This window comes from Paraburkholderia sediminicola (genome assembly GCF_046030555.1).
Classification (GTDB): Bacteria; Pseudomonadota; Gammaproteobacteria; order Burkholderiales; family Burkholderiaceae; genus Paraburkholderia; species Paraburkholderia sediminicola_E.
The window spans coordinates 44,724-68,232 of the sequence record NZ_JAQQCH010000014.1; the positions used below are offsets into that span (position 1 = coordinate 44,724).

The window sequence follows — 23,509 nt, forward strand, 5'->3', positions numbered from 1 at the left end:
TTTTAAGCGCACTCTTTATCCGTAGGTCGAGTGTTCGAGCCAGTCACGCCTCACCAAAGAATTCAAGCACTTAGCCCGGTCACCGCGACCGGCTCAAGAATTTCATATGAGACAACGATGCCGAATGGCGAGGATTTCAACGAAGACGAGGTAAAAGTCGCATACTCCAAGCCCGCTCTCATGCGCTACGGGTTGTGCGTAGATGGACATTTTGCTATTCTGCGCATCACCCCCCGCCTCGGAGAGCCAGTCGAATTATGGTCCGCTGTCATCTGTCGACCCTTATGGGCCGCGACAAACTTCGCATCTCCGACGTTTCACGACTCACAGGGTTGAATCGCAGCACCGTCAGCTACTTGTACAAGGAAACTGCGACGCGCCTGGACTTGGCCTCCATCGATGCCTTGTGCCGACTGTTTCAATGTCAGATCGGGGAACTCTTTGAATACGTCCCTGACTCCGACAGGAGTTCTTCGTGACGCTTAGTGCATCCCGATGGCACGTCATTGCCGAATCCAACTTCTCTTGGGAGCGCGAAGCCCTCGAATGGTTGCGTGCCAACCTGCCTGACCGCGATTCGTGGCACGTCTGGACCAACTTCGAGTTCATCGACGACGAGGGGAAGGTAAGCGAAGTCGATGCACTGGTGCTGTCGCCCGCCGGTCTCTTTTTGGTCGAGATCAAAAGCCGGCCGGGGGTGCTCCGTGGTGACACCCATAGCTGGACGTGGACCACTGACGGCCGATCGTCCACTTACGACAACCCGCTGATCCTGGCCAATCGCAAGGCGAAGCGCTTGGCCAGCTTGCTGCGCCGCCAGCCGGCGATCATTAAGGCCAAGATCCGATTGCCCTTTGTAGAGCCGGCTATCTTCCTGTCGTCCAGCAGCCTAGCGTGTCAGCTTGAGGGCTTGGCCAAGAGCGCCACGTTCCAGCGTGGCCGACCGGGAGCCGTGGACGATCCCGGCATTGTCGGCGCACTGAGCAATGGAATCACCACGAGGGCGACCACGCCGGTCGACGCCACGAAGGCCCGCGCCGTTGCCAAAGGCCTGTTTGAGGCGGGCATTCGCCCGTCCAATAAGCATCGCCAGGTCGGCGACTACAGGCTGATCAAACTCATCGCCGAAGGTGAAGGCTTTCAGGACTGGGAAGCCAACCACGTCAGTATCGACACAGTGCACCGACGTGTGCGCATCTACACTGTGGCCACGGCTTCCAGCCCGGAAATTCGTGGGGCCCGACTGCGCCAGGCTCGCCGTGAGTTTGAGGTCCTCGAGGGCATCGATCACCCAGGCATTTTGCGCGTCAAGGACTACAAGGAAACTGAACTTGGCCCGGCGTTGATTTTCGACCACGATCCCAAAGCAGTCCGGCTAGACCACCTGCTTCGAGAAAAAGGCAAAACGCTCACGGTGACACAGCGGCTGCAGTTAGTTCGTGACGTAGCCGAGACGTTGAAGTATGCCCACGCCAACCGCCTCTACCACCGTGCGTTGGGTCCGCAAAGCATTCTCGTTTACGGCGCGGACAGCGGTGCCATGCACCTGCGTCTCATGAATTGGCAGACCGCCTCGCGCAACGTCGGGGGTTCTGCCATGCCCGACACTATTCACCGCACGACTGGGACACGCCACGTTGAGGACTACGTCGAAGACCCTGGGTTGATTTACCTTGCCCCCGAAACCATGCGGGCCGACCCTGCACAAGGCGCCAGCCTCGACGTTTTCTCGCTCGGCTGTATCGCCTTCTACATCTTCACCGGGCAACCTCCGGCGGAGTCGACGCTGGATCTGTCCGAGAAACTTCGTATTGGTCAGGGCTTGAGGCTCTCCGACACGATGGACGGCTGCGGCGCGCGCCAGCAAGACCTGATCCAGTTCGCCACCTCACCGGATCTGCTGACGCGTTACGACACGATTCAAAGCTTCCTTGACGACCTCGACCTCGTCGAAGACGAGCTGACCACACCGGATCCCGAAGTCACCGTCGATCCCAGCATCGCTAGCGCGGGTGATCGGCTCGACGGTGGTTTCACCGTTGTCAAACGCATGGGGCGTGGCTCGTCCAGTGATGCCTTGTTGGTGCGCCGCGATGGCAGCGATGATGAGGCCGTCCTTAAGGTGGCCTGCGATGTCGCCCACAACGATCGACTGGTTGCAGAGGGCGAGGTGCTCGCCCGCCTGCACCACCAGAATATCGTGGCCCACCGCGAGACGCTCACGGTCGCCGGTCGAACGGCATTGTTGCTAAAGAGCGCTGGTGCCAAGACCTTGGCGGAGAAGCTCAAGGAGGAGGGACGCTTATCACTAGACATGCTGCAACGCTTCGGCGAAGAGCTGATCGAGGCCGTCAGCCATCTTGAATCCGAAGGCGTAGCGCATCGCGACATCAAGCCGGAGAATATCGGCATTTCCGAGAACCGCAGCGGAAAGTTGCAGTTGGTTCTGTTCGACTTCTCGCTGTGCCGCACGCCGGCCGACAACATCACGGCCGGGACCCACCCTTACCTCGATCCCTTCCTCTCGCTGCGCCGGCCGCCGCGTTGGGACCTCTACGCCGAGCGCTTCGCCCTTGCCGTCACGCTCTACGAGATGGCCGTGGGTCAGCCACCGGTGTGGGGCGATGGCCAAACGTTTCCGGCCATGCTCGATGTTGAAGCCACGATCGAAAGAGACGTCTTCGACCCTGTCACGCGCGAAGGCTTCGCCCGCTTCTTCGAGAAGGCGCTTAGGCGCGACTTCCGCGAGCGTTTCGACAACGCAGAGGAAGTGCTCCGTGCATGGCGCGCCATTTTCGCGGCGCGACAGACGATCCACCCGATCGAGGCCGCGCCCGCCAGCGGCCTGGCGGCCATTGCCCTGACAGCCACCCCACAGACCACAATGGCAGAGTTGGGCTACAGCCTGGAAGCCCAGGACGTGCTTGAGCGTATGGGCGTGCACAACGCCCGCGAGTTGTTGGCGGTGGACCGCATCCGCTTTCGATACCTCAGGGGCGTTGGGGACAAAATCCGCAAGGAAATCCAGCTGACGGCCAAAGAACTGGCTCGACTGCGGCCAGACCTCACCCAAGGCAGAACCGTCGCGCACGACGCTGACGAACAGGTCGAAGGTGCGGTCAGCATCAACGAGCTGGCGACCCAACTGCTGCCTCGTCGCCCCGCAGGCGATGATAGGCCCGAAGAAGCCGCCTTGGCGCACTACCTTGGCTTGGACGACGCGGTGAGAGCCGGTGCTTGGCCCAGCCTTGGTCACGCCGCGCAGGCCGGCGAAGTGGATCGTGGCACGCTGACGGCGACCTTGATCAAGGCCCGTGAACGGTGGCTCAAGAACCCGGCCTTTACGGAGCTGCGTCACCAAATCGATTCGCTCCTCCGCGCCCAAGGCAGTGTGATGAGTGCGCAAGAAGCCGCGCTTGCTCTGCTGGCCCTGCGTGGCTGCGCTTCACAGGATGACACTGAACGGCTGCGGCAGGCCACCGCCGTCCTGCGTGGCGCGGTGGAGGCCGAGGCTCACCTCGATCGTCCACGCTTCGAGGCATTCGACCATCAACCGTCCATGCTGATCGCCAGCGCCGCAGCCTGGGCCGACTACGCGCGCCAGCTGGGCAGCGCTGCAGATGCCTGCGCATTGGCTGACCCGTTGTTGCCGCCTGCACGTGTGCTTGAGATGTTGGAAGGCGTGGCCCCACCAGCGGCCGAACAGCTTGGCGGCACCGTGCCCACGCCGCTGACACCCACTCGCCTGCTGCGACTGGCCGCCTCGGCATCCCGCAAGGCCGCTGTCTCCAGCCGGCAAGAAATGTACGCTCGGGGCATGGCGCCTATCCAGGCACTGCGCCAGTCTTTGGGTGCCTTGGTGGGGGCCCCTGAGCTTCGCGTAAAGGACATCCAGGATCGCGTCCGTGGCCGATACCCCGAGGCATCGGCACTGCCTCATCGCCCCGGTCTGGATCGCCTGCTGGAAGAGGCAGGCGCGCCCTTGGCCTGGGATGTCGCTGCGGCAGATGGCCGTGGCGCATACAGACTGGCCACCTTGGGGCGCGGGCAGACGGCAGGCACCGCTACCCAGTTTTCTCGCCACGCCACCTCACTGACCAACCATGTAATGGGAGATGGCGATGTGGCCCAGGCCGCCGCCGTTGAGGAGCGCCTCGTGCGTTCACTGGACCAAGGCGGCATGCTAGCGCTGACGGTGCATCCTCGCCTCGCACGCCACGCGGAGGCCGAGCTGCTGCACCGCTTCGGCAACCCCGCCACATCTGCCGTGGCCGTGAAGCGCGTCAACTTCGACGCGCTGCTGCTCGTGTCCCTGCGTGAACAGGCCCAGGCCGCACGAGTGGACTGGAGCGTCGTTCTTGAAGCCGATGCCGCTGACCGCAGCAGCCGGCACTGGATCAACCTGCAACGCCTGGTGCAGCGCGCATTGCCGGCGGTGCGAGCCGCCTTGCTGAACAGCCCATCGCCCATCCTGCTGGTGTGCGTCGGGCTCCTGGCCCGCTATGAGTTGATGAGCCTCGTCACCGAGCTCGAAGAGTACGCCGGCCGACCAGGTCACACGTCCAGCGCATGGGTGCTTCTGCCCTCCAGCCACCAGGGACTGCCTGTCATCGACGGCGTGGCCGTGCCCCTAGTCAACAACATCAACAATACCCGCGCCCTGGCATTGCCGCAGGCCTGGGTTGAAAACAAACACCGGGCCAAGACGGGCAGCCATGCCAGTCCGTCCGCAGCCGGAAAGCTTCCACAGTGATCAACGCCCCCCAACTCCTGTCCGACCTGACCAAACTGCTCAAACGGCTGGAAGGCGATCTGCGGCAACGCATCGAAGAGGCCCCTGAGCTCAAGATCAGCCTGCAAGCCGAATGGCAGGCCGCTCGCGATGCAGACCGCTCGGCCGAGACCTTCGAGACCTGGGCTGACCAGGTCATCACCCAGGCTGGCGTGCACTGGCTGCTCAACTGTGTGTTCCTCCGCTTCATCGAGGACAACCAATTGGTCGACCGCCCCTGGCTGGGCGGCACGCCTGAATCCGGCCGCCTGGCGTTGGTGCGCGACCGGCACGAGGCCTACTTCCAGGCACACCCGCTGGAAAACGACCGCGACTATCTGTTGTCCGCCTTCCGCGAAGCCGGCACGCTGCCAGGCCTGCACACCTTCTTTGATGAGGTCCACAACCCGGCCTTCCGGCTGGGCATTACGGGTGATGCGGCCATGGCGCTGCGTCAGTTCTGGCAGCATGTGGACCCCAACTCCGGCACGTTGCTACACGACTTTACGGACCCGGCCTGGAACACCCGCTTTCTGGGTGACCTTTATCAGGACCTGTCCGAGGCCACGCGCAAGCGCTACGCGCTGCTGCAGACGCCCGAGTTCGTCGAAGAGTTCATCCTCGATCGTACGCTGACGCCGGCTATCCGCGAGTTTGGTTTTCGCGAAGTGCGCATGATCGACCCCACCTGCGGATCGGGTCACTTCTTGCTGGGTGGCTTTCATCGCCTGCTGGCCGAGTGGCAGCGGAACGAGCCCGGCCGGAACCCGGTGGACCTGGCGCAGAAGGCGTTGGATGCCGTGGCGGGCGTGGACCTCAACCCCTTTGCGGTCGCCATCTCCCGTTTCCGGCTGTTTGTGGCTGCATTGCAGGCGTCAGGGGTGCAACGTCTGGCCAATGCGCACGACTTCAAGGTTTCGGTTGCCATCGGCGACAGCCTGCTGCATGGCACCCGCTTTGGCCTGACAATGACCCAGGACCTGTTCGATGCGGCCGAGAGCCATGCCGAGAGCGGCCTGGCCCATGCGTACGCCAGTGAAGACCTGAGCGAAGTGCAGCGCATCCTGGGTCGCCAGTATCACGCGGTGGTGGGCAATCCGCCTTACATCGTCGTCAAGGACGCCGCGCTTAATGCCGCCTACCGGCGTCAGTACGCCAGTTGCCACATGAAGTATTCGCTTGGGGCGCCGTTCACCGAGCGCTTTTTCGAGCTGGCGGTATCGGCGGCGGATGGGTGCAATGCGGGCTATGTCGGCCTGATCACCGCCAACTCCTTCATGAAGCGCGAGTTCGGCAGCAAGCTGATCAAGCAGGTGCTGCCAAGGCTGGATTTGACTCACGTGGTAGACACTTCAGGCGCCTACATCCCGGGACATGGCACGCCCACCGTCATCCTGTTCGGCCGACACCGTTCGCCGGTGGATGAGAGCGTGCGCACAGTGATGGGCACCAAGGGTGAACCTGGCACACCGAATGATCCGGCGCAGGGACTGGTCTGGAGCGCAATCCTTGGGCAGATCGACCGGGCTGGCAGCGAGAGTGATTTTGTAAGCGTGGCGGACACACCGCGGGCAACATTTGGAAGGCATCCGTGGAGTATTGGCGGAGGCGGCGCCGCAGAAGTAAAGGAACAACTTGAGGACACACGATCAACGATGAGTGAGATTGCAGAATCAATCGGATTCGCGAGTTTCACTGGCACCGACGATGTGTTCAGCGCATCGGCATCGGCCTTCAGGCGCAAGGGGATTCCGGAAAAATCCATTCGTTCGTTGGTTTTGGGCGACGCAGTACGTGACTACCAGACCGGATCTGACGACTTCGCCTTTGCCCCTTATCACGAAGATTTGTCCCCCTTTTTACTTGAGCGAGAAAGTCAATGGGGTAGAGCCATGTGGCCCTATAGGGCTAGCTTGGAGGGCGTTGTCTCCTTCGCGGGTAAGACACGGAAGGAGTGTGGAGATAAGTGGTGGACGTGGTATCGCTGGGTGCCGTCTAAGTATCGTGATCCACTGGCAATTACCTTTGCCTTTGTCGCTACGCACAACCACTTTGTCCTCGTTCGTGGCGGCAAGGTGTTCAAGCAGTCAGCGCCGGTAATTAAGCTGCGTGATAACAGCAACGAGGCTCAATACCTTGGCTTACTTGGACTACTAAATTCATCGGCCGCGTGTTTTTGGCTGAAGCAAGTATTTCACAACAAGGGAAGTACGGTAGACCAGCATGGAGCCAGACAACGTACCGATGCGTTCGAAGACTTCTATGAGTTCACAGGTACCGGACTAAAGAACTTCCCTGTTCCTGTTGACCCTCCAGTCGACATTGCCTCCCGTTTAGACGCGCTCGGCACGAGCCTGATCTCCATTCGACCCGGCAATTTTCTAACGAACACCTTGCAGCCCACTCGGGCTTCCCTTGATCAAGCTCGTAATCGAGCCTCCCAACAGCGTCGCCAAATGATCGCACTACAGGAAGAGTTGGACTGGCGCTGTTATCGTCTTTACGGCCTGCTGCCGACCGACGTTGCGGTGGACGATGTGGAGTTATCCGACCCAGTGGAAGTAGCGCTGGGAGAGCGTGCCTTCGAAATCGTGCTGGCCCGCCGCGTGGCCGAAGGTCGTGAACAGACTTCGTGGTTCGAGCGGCACGGTTCCACGCCAATCACCGAAATTCCGACTCATTGGCCCGAGAGCTATCGCCGCGTGGTGGCCCGTCGCATCGAGCTGATCGAGCACGACAAATCCATCGGCCTGATCGAGCGGCCAGAGTTCAAGCGTCGTTGGAATACCCCTCGTTGGGAAGACCAAGAACAAGCCGCGCTGCGCGACTGGCTGCTCGCTCGGCTCGAAGCACCAGCACTGTGGCCTGCCATTGCCGATCAACCGCCCCAACTTAGCAGCACCAGCCGCCTGGCCGACGCTGTGTTGCGTGACGAGGAGTTCATGCGGATCGCCTCGTTGTACGCGGGCCATGCCGACTTCGACCTGCCTCAGTTGATAGCTGAACTGGTGGCTGAGGAAGCCGTGCCAGCCCTGCCGGTTCAGCGCTACACCGACACCGGCCTGCGCAAACGCGCCCAGTGGCAAGATACCTGGGACCTGCAGCGCCGCGAAGACGCCATCGACGCCCAAGTCGTGGCCGACAGCGCCGACACTTGGCGTGCCGAGTTCGCCAACTCTGCCCGAATCAGCTTCGGAAACGACAACACCGAAGAAGCGCGCGCCTGGATCGAGAAGAAGCTGGCCGACGAGATCAAGCGCCACCAAGACGAGCGCAAGGCCAACGAGGTAGGTCCCATCCCCGTGCCACCCAAGTATCAGAGCAAGGACTTCCTGAAGTCCGACTTCTGGCGTCTGCGCGGCGGCCTGGACGTACCCAAGGAGCGCTGGATCAGCTACCCCGGCTGCGAACGCGGCTCGGACGGCAGCCTGGTTATCGCCTGGGCGGGCTGGAACCATCTGCAGCAGGCCACAGCGCTGGCCGGCTATTACATGGACATGAAGGACAACGAAGGCTGGGAGCCGGCGCGCCTCCAGCCCTTGCTGACCAGCCTGCTGGAACTGGTGCCCTGGCTGGAGCAGTGGCACAACGACCTGGACCCGGTGTTCGGCGAGCGCATGGGCGACTACTACCGGGGCTTCGTCAGTCAGGAAGCGCGTGAGCTCGGCTTCACGCTTGATGACCTGCGTGCATGGAAGCCCGCGGTGATGGCGGCAAAGCGCGGCCGTCGCAAAGCCAGCTGATCGCCCGCGAGAACACAAGGAAACACAACAATGACGCTGCTGAAAGACCTCATCGCCATCCCTGAGCGGGTGCACCAGGGCGACTTCGTCCTGCAACTGTCCAAGGGCGTGACCGAGCCTGAGCAAACCCTGCGTGACTACGTCGTCACGCCGCAGCTGGTGGATGCCTTTGCCAACGCGCTGGGCTTCATCCAGCAAGCAGTGCAAACCGGTGGCAGCAAGGCGGCCTACCTGCATGGCAGCTTCGGTTCGGGTAAGAGTCACTTCATGGCTGTGCTGAACCTGCTTCTGGCTGGCAACACGCAGGCCCGCGCGACCCCTGAGCTGGCCGATGTAGTGGCCCGCCATGCTTGGACCGACGGGCGAAAGTTCTTGCTGGTGCCGTACCACATGATCGGCGCCCGGGACATGGAGTCGGCCATTCTCGGCCAGTACGCCGAGTTCGTCCGCAGGAAGCATCCGGAAGCGCCGGTGCCTGGCTTCTATCTGGCGGAAGGTCTATTCAAGGATGCCAGCGAACTGCGCGACCGCATGGGGGACGATGCCTTCTTTGCGAAGCTCAACGAGGGAGCCGTCGAAGGAGGTGTTGGAAGCGGTGGCTGGGGCGCATTTGAGAGCGGTTGGGATGCCGTTGCCTTTGAGGCCGCCATGCTGGAGGCGCCCAACGGCGAAGAACGCTCGCGTTTGGTGGGAGACCTGATCACGCAGTTCTTCTCGGCCTACCGGTCCCTGGCGGGCAGTGGCGAGTCGTTTGTGTCGCTCGACGATGGCTTGAGCATCATGAGCCGGCATGCCAAAACCTTGGGCTACGACGCCGTCATCCTGTTCCTGGACGAACTGGTGCTGTGGCTGGCCAGCCATGCCGCCGACGTCAACTTCGTTAGCCGCGAGGGCACCAAGCTGGTCAAGCTGGTGGAGGCCACCAATGCTGACCGGCCGATCCCGCTGATCAGTTTTGTGGCGCGGCAGCGTGACCTGCGTGATCTGGTGGGTGAGAATTTGGCTGGCTCGGTACAGGTGCAGTTCAGCGATGTGCTGAAGCACTGGGAGGCGCGCTTCCACCGCATCACACTGGAAGACCGCAACCTGCCGGCCATCGCCGAGAAGCGGGTGCTGCGCCCAGTGGATGAGGCTGCGCGGCAGACACTGCAAAGTACCTTCGACGACCTACTGAAGATCCGCAAGGACGTGCTGGATACGCTATTGACCACCACGGCGGACCGGGACATGTTCCGCAAGGTGTATCCGTTTTCGCCGGCGCTGGTCCAGACCTTGATTGCCGTATCGGCTGCCCTGCAGCGAGAGCGCACGGCGCTCAAGCTGATGCTTCAACTGCTGGTGGACCGTCGGGCAGATCTTGAACTTGGCCAGCTGATCCCCGTGGGCGACCTATACGACGCCATCGTCGAGGGCGATGAGCCCTTTAGCGAAGGCATGCGCCTGCACTTCGAGAACGCCAAGCGTTTGTACAACCAGCGCCTGTTGCCCATGCTGGAGCGGCAGCACAACGTCACCTGGGAAGCCATCAAGCTGGGCCAGGCCGACCCCGTAGCGGCGAAAAACCTGCGCAACGATGCCCGTCTGTTGAAGACGCTGCTACTCAGCGCTCTGGTGCCGGAAGTCGAAGCGTTGAAAGCATTGACCGGCCCTCGATTGGCGGCTCTGAATCACGGTACGTTCAAGTCGCCGATTCAGGGACGTGAGGGTGCTGACATTATTCGCAAGTGTCGCGATTGGGCCAGCGAGATCGGTGAGATCAAGATCACCGAAGACTTGCAGCCGGTGATCTCTCTGCAGGTGACCGGCATTGACATCGAGCCCATCCTGCGCGCGGCCGAGGCCAACGACAACCCGGGTAACCGTCGTAAGCGGATTCGTGAAGCGCTGTTCAAGGAACTGGAGATCGCTGACACGGGTGACATGTTCAACACCTACGAGTTCAACTGGCGCGGAACGCGACGTGAAATCGAACTGCTGTTTGAGAACGTCCGCGAAATGACGGATGAGCGTCTGCGAGGCCGGTCGGGCACATGGACGGTAGTGCTGGACTTCCCGTTTGACGATTCAAACTTTGGTCCGGCCGACGATCTGGCGCGACTCACGGAATACAGGGGTGGGGACACCAAGACCTTGTTGTGGATTCCTTCCTTCTTGAGCAACAAGGCCCTGGCCGATCTGGGTCGCCTGGTCGTGCTGGACTACATCCTCCAGGGGGAGCGCTTCGAGACCTATGCGGGTCACCTGTCGTTTGTGGATCGCGTGCAGGCGAAAGCGTTGGCTCGTAATCAGCTTGACCAACTGCGCATCAAGCTTCGTTCGCAGCTGGAAGTGGCCTATGGCATTAGCACCGAGCCCCGGGACGCAGTCAGCAACCCGCTGACGGCAGACCAGCAGTTCCGCTCGCTGGACCCGACCCTGTCGCCGCGGCCGCCGGTGGGCTCGGACTTCAAGTCGGCGTTCGAGAGTCTGCTGGGGCAGTTGTTCGCCCATCAGTATCCGGCCCACCCTGAGTTCGATATCGAGATCAAGCCGAACATCGTTCGCAAGATCTGGCTGGAGGTGCAGAAGGCCATCGAAGCACCGGGGCAGCGCGGGCTGGTTCAGGATGCCAGTATCCGCAAGCAGGTCCGTGGGGTAGTGAATCCCTGCCAACTGGGGCAGATGGGCGAGACCCACCTATTGATCGAGCCACATTGGCAATCTCGCTTCTCGCAGAGCCATGCGCGCGACGGCCGGGGCCCAATTACCGCAGCCAAGTTGCGGCAGTGGATCGATACACCGACGCCCATGGGTCTGCCGCTTGAGTTGCAGAACCTGATCATCCTGGCTTTCGCTGCGTCAACCAATCGCCGCTTCACGATGCGTGGTGGGCCCTTTGAGCCGTCGGTGGATAGCTTGCCTGACGAGCTGGAATTGCGCGAGCAATCGCTGCCCGATACCGGGCACTGGGAGACCGCGCTACAGCGCGCGTCCAGCTTGTTTGGCCTGACCTTGGGCCGGACGCTTAACGCCGCCAACGTGGGCAAGCTGGTGGATGAGGTTAAACAGCAGGCCGGCGAGAAGCGGGATGTGGTGACGCACCTGTTGGTCCAGGTGCGCGACAGGTCGAACCGCTACGCTGCTGGCGCGACGGGCGCTCGTCAGCAGACCGCCGAGTCTGCGCAGGCGTTGGTAGCCGCGCTGGCTCAGGCCGCCGAGCCCGACGTTGTCACATCGCTTGCGACGGCAGATCTGCAAACCTCCGAGGCCGCCGTTGGCCGTACCCTGGGGCAGGCGAAGGCCTGTGCTGATGCGCTGGATGCGGGTAACTGGCAGCTCTTCGACGTGGTGCGAGACCTGCGCGACCACCGGGCTGAAGCTGCGCAGATCGTCGTAAGGCGCCTGGCGGAAGTGCTTACCAGTGACGAGCACGTGATCGCCTTGAAAAGTCGGCTTGATGAGCTGGAGCGCGATGCCATGCGACTATTGGCAGCTCCCGCTCCTACGCCTGCGCCGACTGCAGTGCCTGCCCCGGTTCCCACGCCCGGTGTGCCGGCACCCACACCGGCACCTGCGGCGATCTCACCGCTACCGGCCAACCTAGCGCCACAAATAGTGGATGAGAAGCAGGAGTTGCACTTGAGTGGCACAGATGCGGTGGCTGCGCTGGAAGAACTGAAGGCGCGCGTTACCAGCGAGCGTGACCTGGAGTTGACACTTAGCTGGCGCCTGCAGCGCAAGGGAACTCAGCTATGAGTTTGTCAACGCCGCAGATCACGGCACAGCTCGAACGGGTGCTGGCGAGCGACCCGACTGCTCAGGCCATCGCAATTCGCGCGGTTGCCAGGCAAGTCTGGCCAGACGCCGTCACCCAGCATGGGCGGCAGTTTCAACTGCGTTGGTGCGAGTCGTCGTTGGCCATCCGCGAGGCTCTGTGCGACTTGGAGCGGCAGGATCCCGCCGCCTCTGGCATGGTGGTCATCACGCCCTTGTCGACGCACGAGGTTGCTGAAGACATTGTTGCGCGGCTGGCCCGAGCCCGGGTGTTCCAGCCGGAAGGATGGGACACCGTTCGATTGATGTTCCAGGCCAAGGAGACCGATGCTCGGCTCGGCAGGTTTGCCTGGATGCCGCAAGCATTGATCGACGGTGCATCACTGGGGGCCTACCAACCCGTAGCCAATGGATTCCTCGATCTGGAGACAGCTTGGCGAGAGGTGCTCGCGCGGTTTCTCGGGATCGAGGCGGCACGGCCGGACGCAGTGGTGCTGCTCCGGTGGTCGCTCACGCCGGATGCAGATCCCCGGCTGGGCCCTTTGCCCGCAGCGATGCGATCGGACATCGTGTCCTGGCTCGCAGAAGCTGCCGGCGTGGCGGGCGGCATGGTGCTGGGTTGCGTTGAAACGGCCCGCACGAACGATGCGCTGCCTTTGGGACTGGTCAGTGGCGTCATCTTCGCGCCTGACGGTGAAGGACAGGCAGCACTGGGTCAGGCCGCGATCCGCCTGGAGCGCTTCGTCAACGACAAGCACGTTGGCGTGGCTGAGGGCCGGGCGTGGGCCGCCGCGGCAGAACAAGCCGTTCGGAGCCTGGGCCTGGAGGCCAGCCGGGCCACGCTGGATCGTGCGGATGCCTTGTTGCGTGATCTTCGCATCTCGGAGTTTGCGCAGCTAAGCGATGTGCTGCCTTCAGCGCTTGATCAGCGCCTGACGGACTTTGCCTTGGCGTTGAACGCTCACGCGGTCGAGCCCAGCGAGACGAACCTCCAACAGGTGGAGGTTCAGGCTGATCGGGCGCTCAAGCATGCGCTGATGAACGACCAGAAGCCACGCATGGAGCGCGTCGAAATGGCGCGACGCCTCGCGCGTTGGCTGCTCAGCCCGATGGCCTCCGGGACATCACTGCCCGACTCGGTCGAATGGCAAGCCGACCAGGGCGCCTATGTCGACTGGGCCAGATTCAGGCTCTTGGGCGGCGACGAGCTGACCGAACTGTCTGATGCCTATGCTGCATGCCGCCAGGCGGCCATCGCTCGACGTAACGCGTTCGCCAAACCATTTGCCCTCGCCCTGGTGCAATGGCACGCACAGACGTCTGCAGATAGCGGGCGAATCGTGCCGCTTGAGCGAGTTCTGGACAAAGTGCTGGCTCCAATTGCGGCAGTGCAGCCGACGCTGTTACTGGTGATGGACGGCCTGAGCAACAGCATCTTTCGCGAACTGTTCTCGCGTATAGCCGGACAAGGCTGGGCAGAGCTGGTGCCAACGGCTCTGGGTCAACCGCTCGTTGGTGTCGCGGCTGTCCCCACCGTCACCGAGGTGAGCCGCGCCAGCTTGCTATGTGGCCGTCTGACGATAGGCACGCAAGCGCAGGAGAAGCCTGGATTCGCAGCCCACGCGGCCTTGCTGGCGCACAGTCGGCCCGAACACCCACCAAAGGTCTTCCACAAGGGAGACCTGACTGATGCTGGCAGCCTCTCTCCAGAGGTCCGGGCGGCCATCGCGAATCAGCGCCAACGCGTTGTGGGCGTTGTCTACAACGCGGTCGACGACCACCTCAGCGGTCCCGACCAACTCAACCAGCGGTGGGCTCTGGAAGACCTTCGGCATTTACTGCCTTTGTTGCGGGAGGCCCGGGAAGCGAGGCGCGTGGTGGTGATCACTGCGGATCACGGCCACCTGCTGGAGGATGGGACCACGCTGGTTCCTGGCGGGGAAAGTGACCGTTGGCGGCCGGGTAAGACCACTACGTCACCTCAAGAGATCGCTGTCAGTGGCGCTCGGGTAGTCACCAGCGACGGCTCCAACGAGGTGGTCTGCCTGTGGGGGGAAAGCAGCCGCTATGCGGGTCGCAAGAACGGCTACCACGGCGGGTTGTCGCCCCAAGAGGTCACGGTCCCGCTGAGCGTGTTTGTGCCCGTGGGGACGAGCCTCGCGGGTTGGAGCCCTGCGCCACCGAACCAGCCGGAGTGGTGGGAGCTTCCGCTCCTCCTGCAGGCCAGGAGTCCCGCAACTGCGGCACAGCAGCCGAGGCCTACTCGCAAGAAGCCCGCGGAGATCGAGGCGCAGCCTGGACTCTTTGCGCCGGTCGATTTGCTACCGCCAGCGACGCGGGAGGCAGCCCCCTACGACTGGATCGGCGGTCTGTTGTCCAGTTCGATCTATGCGTCGCAACGGCAACTGGCAGCACGTGTGGCTTTGCCGGACGACAAGATGCGCCTGCTGCTAGAGGCGCTCGCCGAACGTGGCGGGAAGCTGTCCCGGACGGCATTGGCGAACCGCCTTTCGCTTGCAGAGGTGCGCATCGGCGGGGTGCTGAGTGCAGTTCGGCGCGTACTGAACGTAGATCAGGCGGCGGTACTCACCGTCGATGAGACTGCGGGCTCGGTCGAACTCAACATTGCCCTGCTGCAGCAACAATTCAGGTTGCCCCGTCAAGGAGAGGCACGATGATTAGCGAAGCACGCAGGGAGGACATCGTCAGCGCCTTACGCCGCGGCACTGTACCAGGGAGTGGCCTGGATGCGCTGGCCGTAGGCATTGAGACCTTTGGGCCTACGCTAACTGAAGAGCTTGAATCGGTGGCTTCAGGGCGCGGCGGGTTCAAGGCAGTGCGTGGCGAATACGGCACCGGCAAGACGTTCTTTGGCCGCTGGCTGCAGGAGCGCGCACGCGTGCGAGGCTTCGCGGCGACCGAAGTTCAGATCAACGAAAGCGAGACGCCGCTTCATCGGCTAGAGACCGTCTACCGGCGTCTGGTGGAACACCTCGGCACGGCTGACATGGCCAGCGGTGCATTCAGAGGCGTGATCGACGGATGGTTCTACGCCTTGGAGCAAGATGTCCTGGCTGACCCGGCCGTGGACCCGGATGATGCTCAAGACTTGCTGCAGCGCACGGATGCGTTGATGGATGCGCGACTCAGTGCCATCAGCAGGACGGCGCCGGCCTTCTCGGCAGTACTGCGCACTTACCGGCAGGCATTGGCCAACAACGACGGCATGCTGGCCGAAGGCCTGATCAGCTGGCTGGCCGGCCAGCCCAACGTGGCGGCCAGCGTGAAGCGCGCAGCCGGCATCAAGGGCGATCTGGACCACTTTGGCGCGAGCAACTTCCTCGTCGGCTTGCTCACCATCCTGCGTGACAGCGGTTTTGCCGGGCTAGTGATGGTGCTGGATGAGGTGGAAACGCTTCAGCGCATGCGCACCGACACGCGCGAAAAGGGTCTCAATGCGCTGAGGCAATGGATCGACGAGATCGATGCAGGCCGCTACCCGGGCCTGTACCTGGTCATTACCGGCACCCCGGCGTTCTTTGATGGTCCGCAGGGCGTCCAGAGGCTTGCACCGCTAGCCCAACGCTTGCATGTGGACTTCGGTACGGACCGCAGATTCGACAACCCCAGGGCTGTTCAGATCCGGTTGGCGCCTTTTGATCACGGCGCCCTGCTGTCAGTGGGGCGCCGCGTGCGCGACATTTACGCGGAAGGGCGCGAGCACGAGCAGCGCCTTCGGGCGGTTGTCGATGACAGCTACCTGGAGGCCTTGGCGCGAGCTGTGGCGGGCGGTCTGGGTGGGAAGGTGGGCGTGGCGCCGCGCCTTTTCCTGAAAAAGCTCGTCGCAGATGTCCTTGATCGCGTGGACCTGCATGAGGACTTCGACCCACGTCAGCACTACTCGCTGACCTTGGCCGAATCCGAGATGTCTGCCATCGAGCGGGCGGCGGCGGGTGCAAACTCAGTGGATGACATTGAGCTGTGAGCGAATTCGAGCAATTGCACCCATCCCTCCAGTACCACGTGGTCAACACGTTGGGCTGGAGCACGCTGCGCCCGACGCAGTTGGCTGCAATCCCGCCGATTCATGCCGGCTTGCACTGTCTTCTATTAGCGCCCACAGCCGGTGGTAAGACTGAAGCGGCCGCCATCCCCATCCTGTCGCGGATGCTGAAGGAGTCGTGGCCCGGTACGAGTGTCCTGTATATCTGCCCCATCAAGGCCCTGCTGAACAACCTTGAGCATCGGCTGACCCACTACGCGGGGCTTGTCGGTCGCACGGTGGAGGTCTGGCATGGCGACGTGTCGCAGTCACGCAAGAAGAAAGCGCTGAAAGAGGCCCCCGACATCTTGCTGACAACGCCGGAGTCGCTCGAGGCGATGCTGATTTCCGTCAGGGTGGATCGCCCCGCATGGTTCGGCAATCTGCGTGCCGTGATCGTCGACGAGTTGCACGCCTTCGCCGCCGATGACCGTGGCTGGCACATGCGCTCGGTGCTACACCGACTGGAGCACTACATGGAACAACCGCTCCAGCGAATCGGCTTGTCCGCGACCGTCAGCAATCCGGCCGAGTTACTGGATTGGTTCGCGCCCGTTGGGGAAAAGTGTGTGGTTGGCAGCGCCTCGGTGAGCACCGATGCCGATGTCACGATTGATCACGTCGGCACGCTTGAAAACGCGGCGACGGTCATCTCGCGCATGCACCGCGGCGAAAAGCGGTTGGTGTTCTGTGACTCCCGCAGCAGCGCCGAGCAACTGAGCAGCATGCTGCGAGCCAAGCAGGTGCGCACCTTTGTCAGCCATGCGTCGCTCAGCGCGTCCGAGCGCAGGCAGGCCGAAGCTGCATTTGGCGAAGAGAAGGACTGCGTGATCGTCGCGACATCGACGCTGGAACTCGGCATCGATGTCGGTGACCTAGACCGGGTGATTCAAATCGACTCTCCCTCGACAGTGTCGTCGTTCCTACAGCGCATGGGTCGTACCGGCAGACGAGGAGGTAGCCGGCGCAACTGCCTGTTCTTGGCGACCAACCAAGATGCTTTCCTGTTGGCTCTGGGTGTCACCCACCTCTGGTCCCAAGCTTGGGTCGAAGCCGCGCGACCGCCGGAAGAGCCTTGGCCCATCGCCGCACAGCAGATACTCGTGGCCACATTGGAACGCGGTGAGTGGCCCCTGAATGAAGTGGTCGCGCTGCTGACACGATGTTTTCCGGAACTGCCACCTGACGGAATCAGGTTGCTTGTCGATCACATGATCCACGAGGACTACCTAAACAGCGCGGAGGGTCTTGTCCGCATTGGAGCGCGTACAGAACGTGAGTTCGGCCGAGGCCACTATCGAGACCTGCTGGCCTCATTCAGCGGTGCTCAACTCCTGACCGGGCGTTGTGGCAGTGCGGAGATCGGCTACATCGACCCGACGGTGCTGACGGGCGAGGATCGTCCACGTCTGCTCCTGTTGGCCGGCCGTAGTTGGCTCGTCAAGGAGATCGAGTGGTCCAAGCGCACGGTCTGGTTGGAGCCCGTGAAAGAGGGCGGCAAAGCGAGGTGGATGGGCGGTGCGCGCAGCTTGAGCCGGATGGTCTGTCAAGGCATTCGCGTCGCACTTGCCAATGGCACGTCGCCTGCCGTGCATTTATCTCAGCGGGCGAAGATCCAGTTCGGAGCGTTGATGGAAGAACTGGCTATTTCGGTAGATGCGCACTTCATGTCAAGGCTCGAGGGAGGACAGACGCGCACCTGGACGTTTGCTGGCACGAAAGAGAACCGGACCTATGCCCGGGCCGCTGGCAATGGTGAAACGCGCGTTAAATTTGATGCATTGAGTGTTCTAGCGCCGGCGGCTGCCTTGCACCTTGGACTTTGCCGGGGCACGACTTTGCCACTGACAAACGAAGAGCAAAGAACCTTTGCCGACGGGATAAAGTTCGCCTCCGCTGTCCCATCCGATTTACTTTGCCGGACTATTTTTGCTCGGAATTTTGCGGTACCCGTTGAATCCCAACAGCCTTGCATCGGTGCCTAGTCACTGAGTACTCCCAGAGGAGCCAGTTATGGGCTATCTATTTACGCGGAAGCAGCTGTATGAGCTACTCCGATAAAATCGCTGGCCATTTCCGATGTGGGACTCGCGAAGGCGTGCCGGCGCGGCTATATACCGTTATCGCCGCGTGGCTACTGGGCGAAGCTGAACGCGGGCCAGCACGTCGCAGCTGATACCAGCGTCTTCATAGTCGCGGACGACACGGATGCTGGCCGTCCCTACACTTGGTGGTAGCGATACGCGCCTCCTTCGTGCTACAGGTAGTCGAGATGGTCACCGCCCTTGCGGTCGTGGCTGCGTGAATCCAGTGGGGTGACGTCGCGCCGGGACTAGACCTTCGACGGCATCGTCGAAGGTCTAGTCCCACTGCCGACGTTGGAAGCGGAGATGGTCGAAAATTTCATAGCCCGCATTCGCGAACATGCTTTCTCACAGCGCGAAGAAAAGCTGCTGCAGGAATGCAATGGGGAATCTTTGTCGCGCACTTTGATTACCTCGGTATATCGGATCATGGCCGGCGGAGCGGCAACTACCAGGCTTTGTGGCTAACCACGAGACGGGCACCGATTCGCGCGAAAGCTACCAGCAGGGTGATTCAGTCATTATGCGTCTCGCCGAAACCATGGCTTGCGCCCGCTAGGAGCCTTGGTACGGCCTCTGCAACAAGCTCACCCCTTCCAAGCAGTCGCTCGAAACTTGAGCGCACGCCACTTGAATGCTCTGCATGGACCTACCGGCCACCAGTCACGTGACGACTGTCGCCGATGGATAACAAAAACATATATTAATTTGTATAGCTAAATATATATTGGCCAGTATAGCCAAATACATAGTCGAAATTTTGAAATTCGCATCAGAGTTGATCCAAAAAAATATCCGCGCACTGGCTTTGCGAAAGCGACCGAATCCAGCTACCCTCGGTATTCATCTCAACATCACTCTGCTGTCGAATATCAACGTGACAAACCTTGGAAATTTCGTGCGTACCCGTCGACGAGAGCTTCGCATCTCACAGACCGAGCTTGCTCGCCGCGTGGGAGTTGACGACGGCTACATCAGCGCGATTGAGCGAGGGATTCGCTCGCCCGACGGCGTCGCATTCATTGAACAGTTAGGGGACGCGCTGAACCTGGACGCGAACGGCAAGCAGGAGCTTGCGATCGTGGCCACATGTTCTCAGCGTTACATTCACTTGTCAGATCCGTTGCCCGTGTACAAATACCGAGTCGTCGCCGCGCTTGTGCGCGACGAGGGTCTGTCAGAGGAAGATATGGAGGTGTTCGCTCGCGTGCATGCTGCGATTCGACGAAACCGTACGGCCCCGATCGATGCAACCAATGCAACCAGCCAAGGAGGAGCAATGTAAAAAACAAAAGCGCCACAAACCCGAAGGCGTGCAGCGCTTTGGATCAGAATCAGTAGCGATTCGTCACCCAACAAAGCCGAGTCTCTACCGATCTGACCTCAGCGTCAAGTCCTTCTTTTTCCCTACGATTTGCGCCACCTAGAAATTTGATCAAATCTGATCGAATTTCCGCCCTCGCTCGTCCATTTGCGGCGGCGCTTTCGACAGCAAATTGCTGTCGAAGGGGGCGCACATTCCCCGGACGTAAGCGTCTCCTCGAGACGCGATGGAGAAAACTCGTGCCTAAAATCTCTCAAATCTTAGCGAATCATCAACCCTCATCACGTCGGCCGCGCCGCATCGTGACCGTCTCAGGCCGTGGCGTGCGAGGGATTTTCCCGAGCCGGAAGTCAGCCAAGGCAGCTCAGTTCGAAAGCCTCATCGAAGAGATGGCGCTGCGAGCCTTGGAAGGGGCCCCGTCAGTCAAGTCATTCACAACCCAGCCACGGGTATTCGAATACACAGACGGCGCACTCCAGCGGCGTTATACGCCTGACGTGGAAATCCAGATCGAGACTGCCGACGCAACGGTGTTCCTTGAGGTCAAAGACGACAGAACGTTTACCCCACACTCAAAAGCTGCCGCGCGGATAAGGGCGGCGCTACCGCATCTCCGCCGATGCGGGCACCGTTTCCACATTGTCTTGCGGTCCGATCTCCTCGCGAATGATCTCCAAGACAAACTCGCACTACTCCTCAGAATGCGTCCACTGCGCGGCAAGTTCCGCCCAGACCTCGACGCATCCTTGTGGGATCCGGAAAACGGCACCCCTCCTCCTGCAGACATTCAACAGCAATGGGAAGACGCAAAACGTCAATGTGACGATTTGCTTCGCCGGATCATGAAGCGTGATCCAGATGATCTCCTGTCAGTCGCAACTCGCTAGGAGGAGCGTCAACCATGGCCAACTTCATCAAGGATCAGGTTGTATTCCGCGGCGCGGGGAAGTTCCGGCTCGTTCGCGTACAGGAGGACATTGCTCAACTGGAAAACATCGTGACAGGTGAGCTTTCCAGCCACAGTGAAGCAGATCTTCTGGAAGAGTATGTACGGGGATACCTTCGCACGGTAAACAGCAGGCAGTATCAACGCCCTCCAATGCGTAACACCTTCAAGGATGCGCTGGAAGCTGCCATACCACCAGCCAAGCAAGGTGACTTTGAGACGCGACGGCGTGTGAACTATCTCGTGGCGCTTGACCGGATGGATGCGTTCAAAGGTCCTCGATCTGCCCTGTGTCAGGCGACTCAAAAAGTGGCAGGCGACCTGGACGACGCAAAGCCACCCCATGTCACGACAATATATCGCTGGCGCGCGCGCTACCTAGTTGCGCAGTTTGATGTCCGCGCATTGCTTGATCGAACAGATCTGAGGGGAGGCAAAGGGCAGTCACGACTCGACAACGTCGTCGAAGGTATCGTGCAAGACAAAATCGAAACCGCATTCCTCAACAGCAAAAGGGGAACCGCAGAGGATGTCTATAACGCGGTATTCCTCGAAATCCAGCGGCTGAACACGACGCGTATCGAGTCCGAGTGGCTCAAGTTTCCGGGACTTCGGACCATCCAACGACGTATCGGGAGCATCAATGCATTTGACCGAGCAGTGGCTCGCTATGGTGAACGCGAAGCACAGCGCCGATCCGCCGATCAGTCTTGCGCGCGCAAAGTGTCCAGAATTCTTGAAATCGTTGAAATCGACCATACCCCGATCGACTTGATCTATACGGATGCCGAGGGCAGAGCAATCGATCGCCCGTACTTGACCGTTGTACTGGATCGATTTTCCCGATGCGTGCTTGGATTCTGCATCAGCTCCGCCGGACACGGCGTTCACGCTGTATTCGAAGCGCTGCGGCACTCGATGATGCCAAAGAGCTATCTGAGTGAGCGATTTCCCGAGCTACTTCTGGAATGGCCGTGCCATGGTTGGCCTGAACGCCTGCTCATGGACAATGGGCGAGAATTTCATGCCCATGCGGTAGTCGATGCTCTAACGAATCTCGGTGTGACATGCGAATACGCCGCGTCGCGCGATCCGAACGACAAGCCATTCGTTGAGCGCTTTCTCAGAACGTTCAACTATTCCTTCATCCATAAACTCCCAGGAACGACTCTCGCAAAGGTTCATCAACGCATAGGCTTCAAATCGGAAGATGAAGCTTGCATCACGTTCGAGCAACTCAACGAGATGGTTCACGTCTGGATTACATCCGCATATCACCTGCGACCTCATAAAGGTCTGTCCGGGCGCGCCCCAATCGATGTGTGGAAGGAGAGTGCAGTTGCATTTCCGCCAGCGCTGAAATGCAACGCGGAGGATCTCAGCATCGAATTCGGCGACGTCGACGAGCGCCCGATACAGCACTATGGTATCGACTTTAATACGTTCACGTACGTATCCGCAGAAGTTCTCACCTTACGGCGGATGCTACCAGCCAAACAAAAGGTACAAATCAAAGCTCCATACGAGAACGTTGGCTTGATCTGGGTATGGGACCCGATCAACAGCACATATATCCGCGCTGCTAACTCCGATGAGCAGTACAACAACTTGACCTTAGAGCAGGCGAAGGCTCTCAAGCGAGAGTACGCAAAGTCCGATCCTCACCAACGAACCAGAGCAAATGGTGAGGAAATGATCCGTGAGAAAGCCAATGAGGCGATGCAGTCGAAGAAATTGAAAGCGCGTAAACAGGGGGCTCGTCTGGCGCATACAACGTCGAAATCTGCCAATCGTCCCCAACCTGCTACGTCCGAGCCGCAGATTGTCGTTCCGCCCGCCATGTTCACTTCGGATGCAGACGAGCTTTCCGAATTTGAAGTCGAATCCGTCAGCACGGAGGTGAACCATGAAAAATAAACCTATCTGCACAGAAATTGTTAAGAACATCCGATTGAGCTTCATCAACCTCCCCCATGTCAAACGGATATTGGCTGCATTGGATCGTATGCACGAATATCAGTGTGGCAGCGAGGAGGCTGAGCACATTATGTTGCTCGGCGAATCCGGTGTCGGTAAATCGACCTTGCTCATCCGGTACGTCAAGAAGCACCCTGCGATCGAGCACGAAGAGTTCACTGAAGTCCCGGTGCTTTACGTGGCACTTAGTCAATCGCCAACCCCGAAGATTCTAGCGAGCATGCTCCTAAGGGCGCTAGGAGACCCCAAGTGGCATATGGGAAAGGAGGTCGAGTTGACTGACCGACTCATCTTCCTGATAAAACAGTGTCGCGTCAGGCTGGTGATCATCGATGAGGCTAATCACCTTATTGATCGCGGCGGAGAGAAAACCTTGCACACCGCTGCTGACTGGCTCAAGCGCGTTGTAGATGCGACAAGGGTGTCGTTTGTGCTGGCGGGCATACCCCGAACCAGGCGCTTGCTTGCGACCAATGATCAATTGCGCGAGCGGTTCAGGGAGGTCATTGAGATCGACCGGTTTTCAGTGGCGAACGTGCCTGCGGAACACGAGTTTCGTAGCGTCCTCAATACCTTCAAGGGCTATCTGCGGGAACTCCCCACCATAGATTTCTCGGGAGCGGTCCTCGCGCGACTGTTCGCCTTTGCAAGCGATGGGCGTCTGCGTGACATTCGAAGGCTTTTGGTACGAGCTGTCGAACTGGCATACGAACAGTCCAATCCTAGATTGACAAACGCGGTTCTGGCTGAGGCCTTCCGGACGGTCATCTACCCGGGATCGCCAGATAAACGGAATCCCTTCCACAAGGCATTCGATGAAAAGCCACTTGTGACCGGCGATGAACCATTTTCACCTGTGGAGCGTTGAG

The 23,509-nt window shown here is 60.6% G+C and carries 11 protein-coding genes; all 11 read left to right on the forward strand.

The features are described 5' to 3' along the window. The first annotated feature begins 257 nt into the window (after positions 1-257). The 11 genes from PQQ52_RS20375 to PQQ52_RS20425 all read left to right on the forward strand — a co-directional run bounded on the left by PQQ52_RS20375 (position 258) and on the right by PQQ52_RS20425 (position 23,508). Positions 258-479 carry a helix-turn-helix domain-containing protein gene (locus PQQ52_RS20375; RefSeq protein ID WP_408215028.1) on the forward strand — a complete coding sequence of 74 codons (222 nt, stop codon included), beginning with the start codon at positions 258-260 and terminating at the stop codon, positions 477-479. After that, positions 476-4,753 carry a BREX system serine/threonine kinase PglW gene (gene pglW / locus PQQ52_RS20380; RefSeq protein WP_408215031.1) on the forward strand — a complete coding sequence of 1,426 codons (4,278 nt, stop codon included), beginning with the start codon at positions 476-478 and terminating at the stop codon, positions 4,751-4,753. Before PQQ52_RS20375 ends, pglW begins: the two co-directional genes overlap by 4 nt. Next, positions 4,750-8,514 (forward strand): BREX-2 system adenine-specific DNA-methyltransferase PglX, encoded by a 3,765-nt coding sequence (gene pglX, locus PQQ52_RS20385; RefSeq protein ID WP_408215033.1) that lies wholly within the window; start codon positions 4,750-4,752, stop codon positions 8,512-8,514. The genes pglW and pglX overlap by 4 nt, the downstream gene beginning before the upstream one ends. A 30-nt stretch (positions 8,515-8,544) precedes the next feature. Next, the gene (locus PQQ52_RS20390; RefSeq protein WP_408215036.1) at positions 8,545-12,249 is read left to right on the forward strand and encodes a DUF6079 family protein; all 3,705 of its coding nucleotides are present in this window, start codon (positions 8,545-8,547) and stop codon (positions 12,247-12,249) included. After that, entirely contained in the window at positions 12,246-14,945 is a 2,700-nt protein-coding gene (gene pglZ, locus PQQ52_RS20395; protein WP_408215039.1) for a BREX-2 system phosphatase PglZ, read from the forward strand. The genes PQQ52_RS20390 and pglZ overlap by 4 nt, the downstream gene beginning before the upstream one ends. Next, positions 14,942-16,252 (forward strand): BREX system ATP-binding protein BrxD, encoded by a 1,311-nt coding sequence (gene brxD, locus PQQ52_RS20400; protein WP_408215042.1) that lies wholly within the window; start codon positions 14,942-14,944, stop codon positions 16,250-16,252. Before pglZ ends, brxD begins: the two co-directional genes overlap by 4 nt. Beyond that, positions 16,249-18,294 (forward strand): DEAD/DEAH box helicase, encoded by a 2,046-nt coding sequence (locus PQQ52_RS20405; RefSeq protein WP_408215044.1) that lies wholly within the window; start codon positions 16,249-16,251, stop codon positions 18,292-18,294. The genes brxD and PQQ52_RS20405 overlap by 4 nt, the downstream gene beginning before the upstream one ends. An 859-nt stretch (positions 18,295-19,153) precedes the next feature. Beyond that, positions 19,154-19,678, forward strand: coding sequence for a helix-turn-helix domain-containing protein (locus PQQ52_RS20410; protein WP_408215047.1), 525 nt, complete (start codon positions 19,154-19,156; stop codon positions 19,676-19,678). 278 nt (positions 19,679-19,956) lie between these two features. After that, the gene (locus tag PQQ52_RS20415; RefSeq protein WP_408215049.1) at positions 19,957-20,604 is read left to right on the forward strand and encodes a hypothetical protein; all 648 of its coding nucleotides are present in this window, start codon (positions 19,957-19,959) and stop codon (positions 20,602-20,604) included. A gap of 14 nt (positions 20,605-20,618) precedes the next feature. Next, positions 20,619-22,580: a TnsB C-terminal domain-containing protein gene (locus tag PQQ52_RS20420; protein WP_408215051.1), complete on the forward strand. Its 1,962-nt coding sequence runs from the start codon at positions 20,619-20,621 to the stop codon at positions 22,578-22,580. Beyond that, complete coding sequence (locus PQQ52_RS20425; RefSeq protein WP_408215054.1) at positions 22,570-23,508, forward strand: TniB family NTP-binding protein; 939 nt, start codon at positions 22,570-22,572, stop codon at positions 23,506-23,508. The genes PQQ52_RS20420 and PQQ52_RS20425 overlap by 11 nt, the downstream gene beginning before the upstream one ends. Position 23,509 lies beyond the last annotated feature (1 nt).

Coding starts and splice junctions, on each gene's coding strand:
- PQQ52_RS20375 (WP_408215028.1), top strand. CDS start 258: ATGGTCCGCTGTCATCTGTCGACCCTTATGGGCCGCGACAAACTTCGC.
- PQQ52_RS20390 (WP_408215036.1), top strand. CDS start 8,545: ATGACGCTGCTGAAAGACCTCATCGCCATCCCTGAGCGGGTGCACCAG.
- pglZ (WP_408215039.1), top strand. CDS start 12,246: ATGAGTTTGTCAACGCCGCAGATCACGGCACAGCTCGAACGGGTGCTG.
- brxD (WP_408215042.1), top strand. CDS start 14,942: ATGATTAGCGAAGCACGCAGGGAGGACATCGTCAGCGCCTTACGCCGC.
- PQQ52_RS20420 (WP_408215051.1), top strand. CDS start 20,619: ATGGCCAACTTCATCAAGGATCAGGTTGTATTCCGCGGCGCGGGGAAG.
- PQQ52_RS20425 (WP_408215054.1), top strand. CDS start 22,570: ATGAAAAATAAACCTATCTGCACAGAAATTGTTAAGAACATCCGATTG.